General features: G+C 41.6%; 29 protein-coding genes. All 29 read right to left on the bottom strand.

Features of this window, described 5'->3' with window-relative positions:
- Positions 1-238: 238 nt before the first annotated feature.
- The 29 genes from rpsK to rpsJ are packed head-to-tail and all read right to left on the bottom strand — an operon-like array spanning position 239 to position 13,662.
- The gene (gene rpsK / locus HNR31_RS17165; RefSeq protein WP_181557413.1) at positions 239-628 is read right to left on the bottom strand and encodes a 30S ribosomal protein S11; all 390 of its coding nucleotides are present in this window, start codon (positions 626-628) and stop codon (positions 239-241) included.
- Positions 629-653: 25 nt separating this feature from the next.
- Positions 654-1,019: a 30S ribosomal protein S13 gene (rpsM, locus tag HNR31_RS17170; RefSeq protein ID WP_044895215.1), complete on the bottom strand. Its 366-nt coding sequence runs from the start codon at positions 1,017-1,019 to the stop codon at positions 654-656.
- 22 nt (positions 1,020-1,041) lie between these two features.
- The gene (gene rpmJ, locus HNR31_RS17175) at positions 1,042-1,155 is read right to left on the bottom strand and encodes a 50S ribosomal protein L36 (protein ID WP_000868344.1); all 114 of its coding nucleotides are present in this window, start codon (positions 1,153-1,155) and stop codon (positions 1,042-1,044) included.
- Positions 1,156-1,189: 34 nt separating this feature from the next.
- Positions 1,190-1,408, bottom strand: coding sequence for a translation initiation factor IF-1 (infA, locus tag HNR31_RS17180; RefSeq protein WP_003247618.1), 219 nt, complete (start codon positions 1,406-1,408; stop codon positions 1,190-1,192).
- Entirely contained in the window at positions 1,386-1,721 is a 336-nt protein-coding gene (locus tag HNR31_RS17185; RefSeq protein ID WP_181557414.1) for a KOW domain-containing RNA-binding protein, read from the bottom strand. The genes infA and HNR31_RS17185 overlap by 23 nt, the downstream gene beginning before the upstream one ends.
- Positions 1,722-1,742: 21 nt before the next feature.
- On the bottom strand, positions 1,743-2,489 hold the full coding sequence (map, locus tag HNR31_RS17190; RefSeq protein WP_181557415.1) for a type I methionyl aminopeptidase: 747 nt from the start codon (positions 2,487-2,489) through the stop codon (positions 1,743-1,745).
- A complete protein-coding gene (locus HNR31_RS17195; RefSeq protein WP_181557416.1) occupies positions 2,489-3,139 on the bottom strand; it encodes an adenylate kinase in 651 nt (216 codons plus the stop codon). The genes map and HNR31_RS17195 overlap by 1 nt, the downstream gene beginning before the upstream one ends.
- Before the next feature lie 54 nt (positions 3,140-3,193).
- Entirely contained in the window at positions 3,194-4,486 is a 1,293-nt protein-coding gene (gene secY / locus HNR31_RS17200; RefSeq protein ID WP_181557417.1) for a preprotein translocase subunit SecY, read from the bottom strand.
- Complete coding sequence (rplO, locus tag HNR31_RS17205; RefSeq protein WP_181557418.1) at positions 4,486-4,926, bottom strand: 50S ribosomal protein L15; 441 nt, start codon at positions 4,924-4,926, stop codon at positions 4,486-4,488. Before rplO ends, secY begins: the two co-directional genes overlap by 1 nt.
- Positions 4,927-4,956: 30 nt before the next feature.
- Positions 4,957-5,145 carry a 50S ribosomal protein L30 gene (gene rpmD / locus HNR31_RS17210; protein WP_181557419.1) on the bottom strand — a complete coding sequence of 63 codons (189 nt, stop codon included), beginning with the start codon at positions 5,143-5,145 and terminating at the stop codon, positions 4,957-4,959.
- Between the two features lie 13 nt (positions 5,146-5,158).
- Positions 5,159-5,659 carry a 30S ribosomal protein S5 gene (gene rpsE / locus HNR31_RS17215; RefSeq protein WP_003397684.1) on the bottom strand — a complete coding sequence of 167 codons (501 nt, stop codon included), beginning with the start codon at positions 5,657-5,659 and terminating at the stop codon, positions 5,159-5,161.
- Between the two features lie 19 nt (positions 5,660-5,678).
- On the bottom strand, positions 5,679-6,041 hold the full coding sequence (gene rplR / locus HNR31_RS17220) for a 50S ribosomal protein L18 (protein ID WP_181557420.1): 363 nt from the start codon (positions 6,039-6,041) through the stop codon (positions 5,679-5,681).
- A gap of 32 nt (positions 6,042-6,073) precedes the next feature.
- On the bottom strand, positions 6,074-6,610 hold the full coding sequence (gene rplF, locus HNR31_RS17225; RefSeq protein WP_181557421.1) for a 50S ribosomal protein L6: 537 nt from the start codon (positions 6,608-6,610) through the stop codon (positions 6,074-6,076).
- Positions 6,611-6,640: 30 nt separating this feature from the next.
- Positions 6,641-7,039: a 30S ribosomal protein S8 gene (gene rpsH / locus HNR31_RS17230; RefSeq protein WP_181557422.1), complete on the bottom strand. Its 399-nt coding sequence runs from the start codon at positions 7,037-7,039 to the stop codon at positions 6,641-6,643.
- Positions 7,040-7,072: 33 nt separating this feature from the next.
- Positions 7,073-7,258: a 30S ribosomal protein S14 gene (gene rpsN, locus HNR31_RS17235; protein WP_003397678.1), complete on the bottom strand. Its 186-nt coding sequence runs from the start codon at positions 7,256-7,258 to the stop codon at positions 7,073-7,075.
- 33 nt (positions 7,259-7,291) lie between these two features.
- Positions 7,292-7,831 carry a 50S ribosomal protein L5 gene (gene rplE, locus HNR31_RS17240; RefSeq protein WP_181557423.1) on the bottom strand — a complete coding sequence of 180 codons (540 nt, stop codon included), beginning with the start codon at positions 7,829-7,831 and terminating at the stop codon, positions 7,292-7,294.
- Positions 7,832-7,858: 27 nt separating this feature from the next.
- Complete coding sequence (gene rplX, locus HNR31_RS17245) at positions 7,859-8,170, bottom strand: 50S ribosomal protein L24 (protein ID WP_181557424.1); 312 nt, start codon at positions 8,168-8,170, stop codon at positions 7,859-7,861.
- 37 nt (positions 8,171-8,207) lie between these two features.
- Entirely contained in the window at positions 8,208-8,576 is a 369-nt protein-coding gene (rplN, locus tag HNR31_RS17250) for a 50S ribosomal protein L14 (protein ID WP_181557425.1), read from the bottom strand.
- Positions 8,577-8,620: 44 nt separating this feature from the next.
- Positions 8,621-8,884 (bottom strand): 30S ribosomal protein S17, encoded by a 264-nt coding sequence (gene rpsQ, locus HNR31_RS17255; RefSeq protein WP_181557426.1) that lies wholly within the window; start codon positions 8,882-8,884, stop codon positions 8,621-8,623.
- 23 nt (positions 8,885-8,907) lie between these two features.
- Positions 8,908-9,108: a 50S ribosomal protein L29 gene (rpmC, locus tag HNR31_RS17260; RefSeq protein ID WP_181557427.1), complete on the bottom strand. Its 201-nt coding sequence runs from the start codon at positions 9,106-9,108 to the stop codon at positions 8,908-8,910.
- The gene (gene rplP / locus HNR31_RS17265) at positions 9,098-9,532 is read right to left on the bottom strand and encodes a 50S ribosomal protein L16 (RefSeq protein ID WP_181557428.1); all 435 of its coding nucleotides are present in this window, start codon (positions 9,530-9,532) and stop codon (positions 9,098-9,100) included. Before rplP ends, rpmC begins: the two co-directional genes overlap by 11 nt.
- 2 nt (positions 9,533-9,534) lie before the next feature.
- Positions 9,535-10,191, bottom strand: a complete 657-nt coding sequence (gene rpsC, locus HNR31_RS17270) for a 30S ribosomal protein S3 (RefSeq protein ID WP_181557429.1) — start codon at positions 10,189-10,191, stop codon at positions 9,535-9,537.
- A 3-nt stretch (positions 10,192-10,194) separates the two neighbouring features.
- Positions 10,195-10,536: a 50S ribosomal protein L22 gene (gene rplV, locus HNR31_RS17275; protein WP_181557430.1), complete on the bottom strand. Its 342-nt coding sequence runs from the start codon at positions 10,534-10,536 to the stop codon at positions 10,195-10,197.
- 17 nt (positions 10,537-10,553) lie between these two features.
- Positions 10,554-10,832: a 30S ribosomal protein S19 gene (gene rpsS, locus HNR31_RS17280; RefSeq protein ID WP_181557431.1), complete on the bottom strand. Its 279-nt coding sequence runs from the start codon at positions 10,830-10,832 to the stop codon at positions 10,554-10,556.
- 57 nt (positions 10,833-10,889) lie between these two features.
- Complete coding sequence (rplB, locus tag HNR31_RS17285) at positions 10,890-11,720, bottom strand: 50S ribosomal protein L2 (protein WP_181557432.1); 831 nt, start codon at positions 11,718-11,720, stop codon at positions 10,890-10,892.
- A gap of 34 nt (positions 11,721-11,754) precedes the next feature.
- Positions 11,755-12,042, bottom strand: a complete 288-nt coding sequence (gene rplW / locus HNR31_RS17290) for a 50S ribosomal protein L23 (protein WP_181557433.1) — start codon at positions 12,040-12,042, stop codon at positions 11,755-11,757.
- A complete protein-coding gene (gene rplD, locus HNR31_RS17295) occupies positions 12,042-12,665 on the bottom strand; it encodes a 50S ribosomal protein L4 (protein WP_181557434.1) in 624 nt (207 codons plus the stop codon). Before rplD ends, rplW begins: the two co-directional genes overlap by 1 nt.
- Positions 12,666-12,692: 27 nt before the next feature.
- The gene (gene rplC, locus HNR31_RS17300) at positions 12,693-13,328 is read right to left on the bottom strand and encodes a 50S ribosomal protein L3 (RefSeq protein ID WP_181557435.1); all 636 of its coding nucleotides are present in this window, start codon (positions 13,326-13,328) and stop codon (positions 12,693-12,695) included.
- A gap of 25 nt (positions 13,329-13,353) precedes the next feature.
- Positions 13,354-13,662, bottom strand: coding sequence for a 30S ribosomal protein S10 (rpsJ, locus tag HNR31_RS17305; protein ID WP_003247558.1), 309 nt, complete (start codon positions 13,660-13,662; stop codon positions 13,354-13,356).
- Between the last annotated feature and the right edge of the window lie 84 nt (positions 13,663-13,746).

Here is a 13,746-nt window from a genome sequence, read left to right on the forward strand (position 1 = left end):
AACGACGAATTAGCCATATTTGGCATCTTCGCTGATTTCAACCGTCTCGATTTTTGGTTTTTCGATTTCAATCATGATATATACCCTCCTTCAAAACGTCGAAACCCCGACCAAACGATACACGCCTAATCGAAATTCCCCCATGAATAAGTTCCCGAATGTGCGCAGTAGCTGAGTAAAATTTCTCTGCTATATCATATCCCATTATTGACAAGGATACAAATTCTATACAGAGAAATTACACACGGCGACGTTTTGGCGGACGGCATCCGTTATGCGGAACAGGAGTAACGTCTTTAATCGCTGTAATTTCTAATCCAGCCGCTTGAAGTGCACGAATTGCAGCCTCACGACCAGCACCAGGACCTTTTACGTTCACTTCAACAGTTTTCATACCATGTTCCATAGAAGCTTTCGCAGCTGCTTCTGCAGCCATTTGTGCTGCAAATGGAGTAGATTTACGAGAACCTTTAAAGCCTAATGCCCCTGCGCTTGACCAAGCAATCGCATTTCCATGAACATCGGTAATTGTGACGATCGTGTTGTTAAATGTAGAGCGAATGTGAGCAATACCAGATTCAATATTTTTTTTCACACGGCGTTTACGTGTATTTGTTTTACGTGCCATTCGTTGAATTACCTCCTTTACTCAATTATTTTTTCTTGTTCGCTACCGTACGACGTGGGCCTTTACGTGTGCGAGCATTGTTTTTCGTATTTTGACCACGAACTGGTAAACCACGACGATGACGAAGACCGCGATAGCAACCAATTTCCATTAAACGTTTAATGTTTAATGATACTTCTCGACGAAGATCTCCTTCTACTTTAAGACGGTCTACGATTTCACGGATTTTTCCTAATTCTTCTTCTGTTAAGTCACGAACGCGAGTATCTTCAGACACACCTGCTTCTGCTAAGATCTTTTGTGCAGTTGGTTTACCGATACCGTAAATATATGTTAAAGAAATAACTACACGTTTATCACGAGGAATATCTACACCTGCAATACGTGCCATATTATATACACCTCCTTAAAAATTACCCTTGTTTTTGTTTATGTTTTGGATTTTCACAAATAACCATGACTTTTCCTCTTCTACGAATAACTTTGCATTTTTCGCAGATTGGTTTCACAGATGGTCTCACTTTCATGTTCTTTTACCTCCTTATTCATGCGGAGTGCTCATTATTTATAGCGATACGTAATTCTACCACGCGTTAAATCGTACGGAGATAATTCTACCGTAACTTTGTCTCCAGGTAAAATGCGAATGAAGTGCATACGAATTTTACCAGAAACATGCGCTAAAACCGTATGTCCGTTTTCTAGCTCAACTCGAAACATTGCATTCGGTAATGTTTCAACAACTGTACCTTCCACTTCAATTACATCGTCCTTCGCCATGGATCGGCTCTCCCTTCTTCGAATCAGTAACATATTGATTGGCAAATTTCGTTAATGCATAACGTAATTTGCCGTTTGTCACACGACCAGTTTCAATAATGCTGTTTCGTACTTCCGAAGAAATGTAATCAAGCAACTGAATGTGCTGTACATTTTTTCGCTTTGGAACATCAAATGTACGTCTACTTCCGTCTGCAAGTAGAACAAACCGTTCATCAACTACTCCAACAATGACAGCATATTGTCCTGCTTCACGACCATGTGTGATTAACACAATTTGCCCAATTTGGCACGGTGAGCATTTCCCCGACAACGGTCTCACCTTCAAATTGATTTAGAGGGTAGTTAAAATTTCATAGCCGGTCTCCGTAATGGCGATCGTATGCTCAAAATGAGCGCACATTTTTCCATCCACTGTTACAACGGTCCAATCATCTTCAAGCGTCCTTACATAACGGCTTCCGGCATTGACCATTGGTTCGATGCATAGCACCATTCCCGGTTTTAACCGTGGTCCTTTATTTGGTGGACCATAATGTGGAATTTGCGGGTCTTCATGTAAGTTTTGACCAATTCCGTGCCCGACATACTCCCGAACGATGGAAAAGTGATGCGATTCGACATATGTTTGAATCGCGTGGGAAATATTTGATAAACGGGCACCTGGTTTTGCTTCCTGCAATCCCTTATATAATGATTGCTCTGTTACTTCAAGAAGCTTTTTGGTTTCTTCCGCAATCTCCCCAACGGGATATGTCCATGCTGAATCAGCATGATACCCATTGTACTGGGCGCCAATATCAATGCTAATAATGTCGCCTTCCTTTAATACTCGGTCACCGGGTATGCCGTGAACAAGCTCCTCATTCACTGAGGCACAAATGCTTCCAGGGAAACCGTTATACCCTTTAAATGAGGGGATAGCTCCATGTTGTCGAATGACCGTTTCCGCGATGCGATCTAATTCCTTTGTCGTAATCCCTGGCTGAATATGTTTCACTAGCTCTTGATGAGTGAGAGCAACAATTCTTCCTGCCTCCCGCATGATTTCAATTTCACGCGGAGTTTTACAAATAATCATTATTGTAAGCCCCCAAGCAGTTCACAAATATCGGCAAACACTTTCTCAATGTCCTGTTGTCCGTTAATGTGGCGCAAATAGCCTTTTTCCTCGTAAAAGTCGATCAATGGCTGCGTTTGCTTCAGATTGACTTCAAGGCGGTTTGCTACCGTTTCTTCATTGTCGTCGGCACGTTGATACAATTCGCCACCGCATTTATCGCAAACACCCGGTTGGGCAGGCGGATTGAACAAGAGATGATATGTCGCACCGCAGCTTTTGCAAATGCGTCTTCCCGTTAAACGCTCCATTAGAATGTCTTTGTCAACTTGAATATGAATGACATAGTCGATAGAGCGATTTAACTCGGCAAGAAGCGTTTCAAGTGCCTCCGCTTGAGCAACTGTTCGTGGAAACCCATCAAGCAAAAATCCTTTTTGGCAATCGTCTTTGCTTAAGCGTTCACGAACAATGCCGATCGTTACCTCATCTGGAACAAGATCCCCACGGTCCATGTATGCCTTGGCTTCCAACCCTAATGGCGTACCTTCTTTTATCGCCGCGCGGAACATGTCACCAGTCGAAATATGAGGTATTCCATATTTCTCGACGATTTTCTCTGCTTGAGTACCTTTTCCGGCACCCGGCAACCCCATTAAGACTAAGTTCATGATCGTTCCCCCTCAGCTCTATGCGAGGTAGAGGGAATCACTTCCCCAAACCTCTTACTTAATAAAGCCTTTATAATGGCGTTTTACTAGTTGACTCTCAAGCTGTTTCATTGTCTCAAGCGCAACACCGATAACAATTAGCAAGCTTGTTCCACCAATTCGAGCGGAAGACGGCAAATTAGCAAACTTGACAAAGAAAATAGGAAGAATGGCGATTGCGGCTAAGAATAATGAACCGACGAATGTAAGCCGATAAAGAACTTTCGTTACATACTCTTGGGTGTTCTTTCCTGGACGTATGCCTGGAATATAACCACCTTGCTTTTTTAAGTTGTCCGCCATTTGTTCTGGATTCACTTGAACAAAAGCATAGAAGTACGTAAACGCAATAATTAACACCACGTATATAATCATACCAACTGGGTGTGTATAATCAAATATTTTTCGAATCCACAAAGTTACATCATTCGAGCCGAAAAACGACGCAATCGTTAGTGGAGTAAAAATAAACGAAACAGCAAAAATAACAGGAATAACCCCTGCTGGATTCACTTTTAACGGCAAGTGGGTGGAATGACCACCGACTGGGCTACGTCCCTCTAACCGTTTGGCATATTGAATCGGAATTTTCCGCAATGCTTGTTGGACATAAATGACTCCAACAATGACCGCAATAACCGCTAACGCAATCAGAAGAACCGTAACGATTCGTAAAAACAGCTCGTCACCAGCGTTCTCGAATTGCTGTGCATAAATTTGATTAATGGTCGTTGGAATACTGGAAACAATCCCAGCAAAAATGATGATCGATATTCCGTTTCCAACACCCTTAGCTGTGATTTGCTCTCCTAACCACATTAAAAACGATGTACCCGCAGTTAATACCGTCGCAATTAACAGATAGGTTGATATCCCAGGATTTTTAATTAATAATCCACCTGCAAGATTATTAAATCCGTAAGACATTCCAAGTGCTTCGATAAAACCTAGCACAACCGTAAAGTAGCGGGTAAACTGAGCTAATTTACGCCGTCCAACTTCTCCTTGTTTGGACCATTCCGTAAATTTAGGAACAACATCCATCTGTAACAGCTGTACGATGATGGATGCTGTAATATAAGGCATAATCCCCATTGCAAAAATGGAGAAGTTTTTCAAAGCCCCTCCTCCGAATGTATTGAGAACGCCGAAGACATTCATTTGATCTTGGACTTTTAATACATCGACGTTAACATTCGGTACTGGAATAAACGTTCCAATGCGAAAAACAATAAGCATGAGGAGAGTAAAAATGATTTTTTTTCTTATATCACCCACGCGCATAAAGTTGGAGATTGTCCGAAACATTAAATCACCTCAGTTTTACCGCCAGCAGCTTCAATTGCTTCTTTCGCAGCAGAGGAGAATTTATGTGCTTTTACTGTTAATTTTTTCTCAATTTGACCGTTACCTAAGATTTTCACACCAGCTTTTAACTTGCTGACAACGCCCGTTTCAAGTAAAAGTTCAGGTGTTACTTCTGTGCCATCTTCAAAACGGTTAAGCGCATCAAGGTTTACGATCGCGTATTCTTTACGATTGATATTCGTAAAACCACGTTTTGGAAGACGACGGAATAAAGGAGTTTGACCGCCTTCAAAACCAAGTCGTACACCGCCACCTGAACGAGCGTTTTGACCTTTATGACCTCTACCAGACGTTTTACCGTTACCAGAACCGATACCACGGCCCACACGATTGCGTTCTTTGCGGGAACCTAGTGCTGGTTGTAATTCATGAAGTTTCATCGCGAGGCACCTCCTTATATACAATATACATTATTGTTCTAATTCTTGTACTTTTACAAGATGAGACACTTTATTGATCATGCCACGAATAGCTGGATTGTCGTTATGAACAACCGTTTGATGTAATTTGCGTAATCCTAATGTTCTAACTGTTACACGTTGGTCCTCAGGACGACCAATTACGCTACGAGTGAGGGTAATCGCTAATTTTTTCGCCATTGTATTTCCCTCCTTATCCTAACAGTTCCTCAACTGTTTTGCCGCGCAATTTCGCTACATCTTCTGCACGTTTTAATTGTTTTAAACCATCAATTGTTGCACGCACCATGTTGATTGGTGTGTTAGAGCCGATAGATTTTGATAAAATATCGCTAATACCTGCTAGTTCTAATACTGCACGTGCAGGACCACCAGCAATAACCCCTGTACCTTCAGAAGCTGGTTTTAAGATGATTTCTCCTGCACCAAAGTGACCGATCACTTCATGAGGAATTGTAGTACCAACGATTGGCACAGTAATTAAGTTTTTCTTAGCATCTTCAATTGCTTTACGAATCGCATCTGGAACCTCTTGCGCTTTTCCTGTTCCAAAGCCAACATGTCCGTTTTTGTCACCGACAACAACTAAAGCAGCGAAACGGAAGCGGCGTCCACCTTTTACTACTTTTGCTACGCGGTTAACGGCTACCACGCGTTCTTCAAGTTCAAGTTTGTTTGGATCAATGCGACGCATCTCTGTCCCTCCTTTATAATTAGAATTCTAAACCAGCTTCACGAGCAGCGTCAGCAAGTGCTTTTACACGTCCATGATATAAATATCCACCGCGGTCAAACACTACGCTTTTAATTCCTTTTTCTAACGCACGTTTAGCTACTAATTCGCCTACTTTTTGAGCTGCTTCAATATTTCCAGTTGATTCTAGGTCGAATTCTTTATCTAATGTGGAAGCACTCACAATCGTTACTGCTTTTACGTCATCAATAATTTGTGCGTAAATGTGTTTGTTAGAACGGAACACATTTAAACGCGGACGTTCAGCAGTTCCGAATACTTTTCTACGAACACGCGCATGTCTTTTTTTACGAACTGCGTTTTTATCAAGCTTCGTGATCATTTATGTCACTCCTTTCATTTCGCTAAGCAGCATTATTTACCTGTTTTACCTTCTTTGCGACGTACAACTTCACCTTCGTAACGAATTCCTTTTCCTTTGTAAGGCTCTGGAGCACGAACCGCACGAATGTTAGCTGCTAGTTCACCAACGCGTTGTTTGTCCGCACCTTTTACAACGATTTTTGTTTGTGAAGGAACTTCAATTTCTAGTCCTTCTTCTGGTTCGATTTCTACTGGATGAGAGTATCCAACGCTAAGTACAAGCTTTTTCCCTTGTTTAGAAGCACGGTAACCGACACCGACTAACTCAAGAGCTTTCTCGTACCCTTTCGAAACTCCTTCAATCATGTTCGCTAGCAAGCTGCGAGTCGTACCGTGAAGAGCACGGTGTTCTTTTTCGTCGCTTGGACGAGAAACCGTAATCACATTATCCTCTAATTTGATTGTCATATCAGGATGGAAAGTGCGAGTCAATTCGCCTTTCGGTCCTTTCACCGTAACAGTGTTGCCGTTTACTGTAACCGTTACACCGGCTGGGATTTCAACTGGCTTTTTACCAACACGTGACATACATGACACCTCCATTCTTAACAAGACTAATTACCAAATGTATGCTAAAACTTCGCCGCCAGTTCCTTTTTGACGTGCTTCTTTATCTGTTAAAACGCCTTGAGACGTAGAAAGAATCGCGATACCTAAACCGTTCAATACGCGAGGTACTTCATGAGCTTTCGCATAAACACGCAAACCAGGTTTGCTGATGCGTTTTAAACCAGTAATAACACGTTCGTTATTTGGACCGTATTTTAAGAAAATACGGAGGATACCTTGTTTGTTGTCTTCAATGTATTCTACATCACGAATGAATCCTTCGCGTTTTAAAATTTCCGCGATTTCTCTTTTAATTTTAGAAGCAGGAACTTCTAATTTTTCGTGACGTACCATGTTCGCATTACGAATGCGAGTAAGCATATCTGCAATTGGATCTGTCATCACCATTATGTTTTACCTCCTTCCCAATTCACGGGTTAATTACCAACTTGCTTTTTTCACACCAGGAATTTGACCTTTGTATGCTAATTCACGGAAACAAATACGGCAAAGTTTAAATTTGCGATACACAGAGTGTGGACGTCCGCAACGCTCACAGCGAGTGTACGCTTGCACTTTAAACTTTGGCGTGCGTTTTTGTTTCGCGATCATTGATTTTTTAGCCACGTTTTCGCCTCCCTCTTTTTGCGATTGGGATCATTATTTTTGAAATGGCATACCGAGTAATGTTAATAATTCACGAGCTTCTTCGTCCGTTTTCGCTGTTGTGACAATAACGATATCCATACCACGAACTTTGTTTACTTTATCGTAGTCGATTTCAGGGAAAATTAATTGTTCTTTAATCCCTAATGTATAGTTACCGCGACCGTCAAATGATTTTTTAGATACGCCACGGAAGTCACGAACGCGTGGAAGCGATACAGAGATTAATTTATCTAGGAATTCGTACATGCGCTCTCCGCGTAATGTAACTTTTGCTCCGATTGGCATCCCTTCACGAAGACGGAAGCCAGCGATTGATTTTTTCGCACGAGTAACAACTGGTTTTTGACCAGAAATTAATGCTAATTCTTCTACCGCGTTGTCTAATGCTTTCGGGTTTTGTACTGCATCACCAACACCCATGTTGATGACGATTTTTTCGATTTTTGGAACTTGCATTACAGATTTATAGTTAAACTTGCTCATAAGAGCAGGAGTAACTTCTTTTAGATATTTTTCTTTTAGGCGGTTCATGTAAGTACCTCCTTTCTTACATTACGATTATTTATCTAAAATTTCACCGGATTTTTTCGCGTAACGTACTTTTTTACCATCTACGATTTTATATCCTACACGAGTAGGTGTTCCTGTTTTTGGGTCTAAAGGCATAACGTTTGATACGTGAATTGGTGCCTCTTTGCTAATGATACCGCCTTGAGGATTCGCTTGAGATGGTTTTGCGTGTTTTTTCACAATGTTTACGCCTTCTACAAGCACTCGGTTTTTCTTAGGAAACGCCGCAAGAACAACGCCTTGTTTCCCTTTGTCTTTTCCGGAGATTACTTGGACTTTGTCACCTTTTTTTACATGCATCGTAGTTCGCACCTCCTTGAAAGGCTTTCTCTCTTAATTAAATTACTTCTGGAGCTAAAGATACGATTTTCATAAAGTTGTTGTCGCGCAACTCGCGTGCAACAGGCCCGAAAATACGCGTACCGCGTGGGCTTTTATCATCACGGATGATGACGCAAGCATTTTCGTCAAAGCGGATGTAAGAACCGTCTGGGCGACGAACCCCACGTTTTGTACGAACAACGACCGCTTTTACTACTTGGCCTTTTTTAACAACGCCACCTGGTGTTGCTTCCTTAACTGTCGCCACAACAACGTCACCGATGTTTGCATAACGGCGACCAGAACCACCTAGCACTTTAATGACAAGCACTTCGCGTGCACCTGAGTTATCAGCAACTTTCAAACGAGATTCTTGTTGAATCATGTACGAAACCTCCCTTCGGATTTGTTAGCCGATCCGAACCATTATTAAATAATAACTGCTTTTTCTACCACTTCGACAAGACGGAAACGTTTTGTTGCAGAAAGCGGACGAGTTTCCATGATTTTTACGATATCGCCAACTTTTGCTACGTTGTTTTCGTCATGAGCTTTGTATTTTTTGGAGTATTTTACACGCTTTCCGTAAAGCGGATGTTTTTTATACGTTTCTACAAGAACCGTAATCGTTTTGTCCATTTTGTCAGATACGACACGGCCAACGTATACTTTGCGTTGATTGCGTTCACTCATTTCGCGAACCTCCTCTCAAGCATTTATTTATTAGCAGCGATCTCTCTTTCGCGAATAATCGTTTTCATGCGAGCGATATCTTTGCGCACTTCACGAATGCGCGCCGTATTTTCTAATTGGCCAGTCGCCAATTGAAAGCGAAGGTTAAATAATTCTTCTTTCAATGATTTAATTTTTTGTTCAATTTCGGCAGTGGTAAGTTCACGGATTTCTTTAGCTTTCATTTGATTCACCACCAATTTCTTCACGTTTTACGAACTTGCATTTGATTGGAAGTTTGTGAGAAGCAAGACGCAATGCTTCACGTGCTACTTCTTCAGAAACGCCCGCTACTTCAAACATTACTTTACCAGGTTTCACAACTGCTACCCAACCTTCAGGAGCACCTTTACCGGAACCCATGCGCACTTCTAAAGGTTTTGCAGTATAAGGTTTAGAAGGGAAAATTTTAATCCAAACTTTACCGCCACGTCTCATATAACGAGTCATCGCACGACGAGCAGCTTCGATTTGACGGTTTGTAATCCAAGCAGATTCTAATGCTTGTAAACCGAATTCACCAAAATGAACTTCCGTGCCACCTTTTGCACGACCTTTCATGCGTCCGCGATGTTCACGACGATATTTTACGCGTTTTGGCATTAACATGATTATTTTCCTCCTTCCTCAGTTTTCTTTTTAGTAGGAAGGACCTCTCCACGATAAATCCATACTTTCACACCGATTTTTCCGTAAGTTGTATCAGCTTCTGCTGTTGCATAATCGATGTCAGCGCGAAGAGTGTGGAGTGGAACTGTTCCTTCACTATAATGTTCAGAACGAGCGATATCTGCACCACCTAAGCGACCAGATACCATTGTTTTAATTCCTTTTGCACCAGCACGCATTGCGCGTTGAATTGCTTGTTTTTGCGCACGACGGAATGAAACGCGGTTTTCGATTTGGCGTGCAATGTTTTCTGCTACTAGCTTCGCATCCAAGTCTGCTTTTTTGATTTCAAGGATGTTGATATGAACGCGTTTTCCAGTTAATTGAGTTAAAGCTTTACGAAGCGCTTCTACTTCTGTACCGCCTTTACCGATGACCATACCAGGTTTCGCAGTATGAATCGTAATATTTACGCGGTTTGCTGCGCGCTCAATTTCGACTCGAGATACCGCTGCATCAACTAAGCGTTTCGTAATATACTCACGAATTTTAATATCTTCATGTAAAAGGTCTGCATAGTCTTTATCCGCGTACCATCTTGATTCCCAATCGCGGATAATGCCGATGCGAAGACCGACTGGATTCACCTTTTGACCCACTGATTATCCCTCCTTCTTTTCTGAAACAACGATTGTAATATGACTTGTGCGTTTGTTAATCGCGCTAGCACGACCCATCGCGCGAGGACGGAAACGTTTTAACGTTGGGCCTTCATCTACATATGCTTCTGTAATCACTAATTTGTTTACATCCATATCGTAGTTATGTTCTGCGTTTGCAACCGCAGACTTCAATACTTTCTCAATAATTGGAGAAGCAGCTTTTGGAGTGTGGCGAAGAATTGCTACCGCTTCACCTACTTGCTTTCCTCGAATTAAATCGATCACTAAACGAGCTTTACGAGGAGCAATACGGACTGTTCTCGCAACAGCTTTAGCTTGCATAAGTAAGCCTCCTCTCATTAACGTTTTGTTTTCTTATCGTCGCCAGCATGACCTTTAAATGTACGAGTTGGCGCGAATTCACCGAGCTTGTGTCCTACCATGTCTTCTGTAATGTATACAGGCACATGTTTACGTCCATCGTATACTGCAATGGTATGACCAACAAATTGTGGAAAAATGGTTGAACGACGAGACCATGTTTTAATAACTTGTTTTTGCCCTGTTTCATTTAATTTTTCGATTTTTTTCATTAAATGATCATCACAGAACGGACCTTTTTTTAAGCTGCGACCCATAAATGAACCTCCCTTCGTGATTGTTCTACGGTTCTTAAGAACCGTAGTTCAACCCCGTTATTTTTTACGACGACGTACGATAAATTTATCCGATTTGTTTTTCTTTTTGCGTGTTTTGAAGCCAAGTGTTGGTTTACCCCATGGAGTCATTGGTGATTTACGTCCGATTGGTGCTTTACCTTCACCACCACCGTGTGGGTGATCAACAGGGTTCATAACAGAACCGCGGACAGTTGGACGAATACCTAACCAACGAGCACGTCCTGCTTTTCCGATATTCACAAGCTCATGTTGCTCGTTTCCTACTTGACCAACAGTTGCGCGGCAAGCTCCTAAAATCATACGAACTTCGCCCGAAGCTAAGCGAACAAGTACGTATTTTCCTTCTTTACCAAGCACTTGAGCAGATGTACCAGCGGAACGAACTAATTGTCCACCTTTCCCTGGTTTTAATTCGATGTTGTGTACTAATGTACCAACAGGAATGTTTTCAAGCGGTAATGCGTTACCTACTTTAATATCCGCATTTGGACCAGACATGATTTCCATGCCGACTTCTAAGTTCTTCGGAGCGATGATATAACGTTTTTCACCGTCTAAGTAGTGAATTAACGCAATGTTAGCTGAACGGTTTGGATCATATTCGATTGTAGCAACGCGTCCTGGAATGCCATCCTTGTCGCGTTTAAAATCGATAATACGATATTGACGTTTATGACCGCCACCTTGGTGACGTACAGTGATTTTACCTTGGTTGTTGCGACCAGCTTTTTTCTTTAAAGGCGCAAGCAATGATTTCTCTGGCTGATCCGTTGTGATTTCCGAGAAATCAAGAACTGTCATACCACGACGACCATTTGATGTTGGCTTATATTTTTTAATCGCCATGTCGGTTTCCCTCCTTCACTTTTAAACTTTAAGCTTATGCTTCAAATAGTTCAATGTCTTTGCTGTCTGGCGTTAGCGTTACAATCGCTTTACGACGGCGATTCGTAAAACCGCTATAACGACCTACACGTTTGAATTTTCCTTTATAGTTCATGATGTTGACTTTTTCCACTTTTACGCCAAAGATCGCTTCAATTGCGTCTTTTACTTCCGTTTTGTTCGCTTTTACGTCAACTTCAAACGTATATTTTTTTTGAGCTGTTAAATTCATTGAGTTTTCAGTGATAACGGGGCGCTTAATAATATCGCGAGGATCTTTCATTATGCAAGCACCTCCTCTACTTTTTCCACGGCAGCTTTAGTAATGACAAGCTTGTCGTGGTTTAAGACATCAAGAACGTTAATTCCATTTGCCGTAACAACTGTTACTCCCGGAATGTTACGCGCAGATAGTGTAACATTTTCGTTCACATCAGCTGTTACAATGAGTGCTTTACGGTCAACAGAAAGGTTGTTTAAAATTTTCACCATTTCTTTTGTCTTTGGCGCTTCAAGCGTTAAATTATCTAATACAACAATGTTGTTCTCAAGAACTTTAGAAGATAACGCCGATTTAATAGCTAAACGACGAACTTTTTTCGGTAATTTATAGCTGTAGCTGCGTGGAACCGGACCAAATACTGTACCACCACCGCGCCATTGAGGAGCACGAATCGAACCTTGACGAGCGCGTCCAGTACCTTTTTGACGCCATGGTTTACGGCCACCGCCGCTTACTTCAGCACGATTTTTTGTTTTATGCGTCCCTTGACGCAAAGAAGCGCGTTGCATAATAACTGCTTCGAATAATACGTGTTTATTTGGTTCAATACCAAATACGGAATCGTTTAATTCGATTTCTCCAACAGTTGCTCCGTTTTGGTTATACAATGCTACTTTTGGCATTGGATAGTTCCTCCTTTCTTAAAGAAATTATTTCACTTTTGCTTTAACCGCACTTTTAATAACAACTAATCCTTTTTTCGGACCAGGTACGTTTCCTTTAACAAGAATTAAATTGCGCTCTGGATCAACTTTTACAACCGTTAAGTTTTGAACCGTTACACGTTCGCCACCCATGCGACCTGGTAGTTCTTTAGATTTGAATACGCGGTTTGGCGCAATCGGACCCATTGAACCAGGACGACGATGATAACGAGAACCGTGTGACATAGGTCCACGAGATTGTCCATGGCGTTTAATCGCACCTTGGAATCCTTTACCTTTTGAAATACCTGTTACGTCTACAACATCGCCTTCAGCGAAAATGTCAACTTTGACTTCCTGACCAACTTCGTATTCCGCAACGTTTGCCCCGCGGATTTCACGGATGAAGCGCTTAGGTGCAGTATTCGCTTTCGCTACATGTCCTTTTTCTGGTTTATTGGCTAATTTTTCACGTTTGTCTTCAAAACCTAATTGAATCGCCTCATAGCCGTCGTTTTCAATAGTTTTCTTTTGTAAAACGACGTTTGGAGTCGCTTCAATTACTGTTACAGGAATTAAATCGCCATTTTCCGCGAATACTTGCGTCATACCAATTTTTCTACCTAAGATTCCTTTGGTCATTCGTCACACCTCCTATTAAACTAAATTAAAGCTTAATTTCAATATCAACACCAGACGGTAAGTCAAGGCGCATTAATGAATCTACCGTTTGTGGAGTAGGGTTTACGATATCGATCAAACGTTTATGTGTACGCATTTCAAATTGCTCACGAGAATCTTTATACTTGTGAACAGCGCGTAAAATCGTATAAACCGTTCTTTCGGTTGGTAACGGGATCGGTCCAGATACCTTTGCACCAGAACGTTTTGCTGTTTCTACGATTTTTTCAGCAGATTGATCAAGGATTCGATGATCGTAAGCTTTTAAACGGATACGAATTTTTTCTTTTGCCATTATTTTCCCTCCTTCTTCGCCTATTTTAAAAATAGACATTCTCCGTGGAAATTTCCTGACACTCGCCATGGCAAAGCGGCCGGG

This window comes from Thermaerobacillus caldiproteolyticus (assembly GCF_013761245.1).
GTDB lineage: Bacteria > Bacillota > Bacilli > Bacillales > Anoxybacillaceae > Thermaerobacillus > Thermaerobacillus caldiproteolyticus.

Coding starts and splice junctions, on each gene's coding strand:
- rplB (WP_181557432.1), bottom strand. CDS start 11,720: ATGGCGATTAAAAAATATAAGCCAACATCAAATGGTCGTCGTGGTATG.
- rpsM (WP_044895215.1), bottom strand. CDS start 1,019: ATGGCACGTATTGCAGGTGTAGATATTCCTCGTGATAAACGTGTAGTT.
- infA (WP_003247618.1), bottom strand. CDS start 1,408: ATGGCGAAGGACGATGTAATTGAAGTGGAAGGTACAGTTGTTGAAACA.
- rplO (WP_181557418.1), bottom strand. CDS start 4,926: ATGAAACTTCATGAATTACAACCAGCACTAGGTTCCCGCAAAGAACGC.
- rplP (WP_181557428.1), bottom strand. CDS start 9,532: ATGTTAATGCCAAAACGCGTAAAATATCGTCGTGAACATCGCGGACGC.
- rpsS (WP_181557431.1), bottom strand. CDS start 10,832: ATGGGTCGCAGCTTAAAAAAAGGTCCGTTCTGTGATGATCATTTAATG.
- rpsK (WP_181557413.1), bottom strand. CDS start 628: ATGGCACGTAAAACAAATACACGTAAACGCCGTGTGAAAAAAAATATT.
- rplR (WP_181557420.1), bottom strand. CDS start 6,041: ATGATCACGAAGCTTGATAAAAACGCAGTTCGTAAAAAAAGACATGCG.
- rpsQ (WP_181557426.1), bottom strand. CDS start 8,884: ATGAGTGAACGCAATCAACGCAAAGTATACGTTGGCCGTGTCGTATCT.
- rplE (WP_181557423.1), bottom strand. CDS start 7,831: ATGAACCGCCTAAAAGAAAAATATCTAAAAGAAGTTACTCCTGCTCTT.
- rplD (WP_181557434.1), bottom strand. CDS start 12,665: ATGCCAAAAGTAGCATTGTATAACCAAAACGGAGCAACTGTTGGAGAA.
- rpmD (WP_181557419.1), bottom strand. CDS start 5,145: ATGGCGAAAAAATTAGCGATTACCCTCACTCGTAGCGTAATTGGTCGT.
- rpsH (WP_181557422.1), bottom strand. CDS start 7,039: ATGGTGATGACAGATCCAATTGCAGATATGCTTACTCGCATTCGTAAT.
- rplW (WP_181557433.1), bottom strand. CDS start 12,042: ATGAAAGATCCTCGCGATATTATTAAGCGCCCCGTTATCACTGAAAAC.
- rplX (WP_181557424.1), bottom strand. CDS start 8,170: ATGCATGTAAAAAAAGGTGACAAAGTCCAAGTAATCTCCGGAAAAGAC.
- rplC (WP_181557435.1), bottom strand. CDS start 13,328: ATGACCAAAGGAATCTTAGGTAGAAAAATTGGTATGACGCAAGTATTC.
- map (WP_181557415.1), bottom strand. CDS start 2,489: ATGATTATTTGTAAAACTCCGCGTGAAATTGAAATCATGCGGGAGGCA.
- rpsJ (WP_003247558.1), bottom strand. CDS start 13,662: ATGGCAAAAGAAAAAATTCGTATCCGTTTAAAAGCTTACGATCATCGA.
- rplV (WP_181557430.1), bottom strand. CDS start 10,536: ATGCAAGCTAAAGCTGTTGCGAGAACAGTCCGTATTGCTCCTCGTAAA.
- HNR31_RS17195 (WP_181557416.1), bottom strand. CDS start 3,139: ATGAACTTAGTCTTAATGGGGTTGCCGGGTGCCGGAAAAGGTACTCAA.
- rplF (WP_181557421.1), bottom strand. CDS start 6,610: ATGTCACGTGTTGGTAAAAAGCCAGTTGAAATCCCAGCCGGTGTAACG.
- rpsE (WP_003397684.1), bottom strand. CDS start 5,659: ATGCGTCGCATTGATCCAAACAAACTTGAACTTGAAGAACGCGTGGTA.
- rplN (WP_181557425.1), bottom strand. CDS start 8,576: ATGATTCAACAAGAATCTCGTTTGAAAGTTGCTGATAACTCAGGTGCA.
- rpmJ (WP_000868344.1), bottom strand. CDS start 1,155: ATGAAAGTGAGACCATCTGTGAAACCAATCTGCGAAAAATGCAAAGTT.
- secY (WP_181557417.1), bottom strand. CDS start 4,486: ATGTTTCGGACAATCTCCAACTTTATGCGCGTGGGTGATATAAGAAAA.
- rpmC (WP_181557427.1), bottom strand. CDS start 9,108: ATGAAAGCTAAAGAAATCCGTGAACTTACCACTGCCGAAATTGAACAA.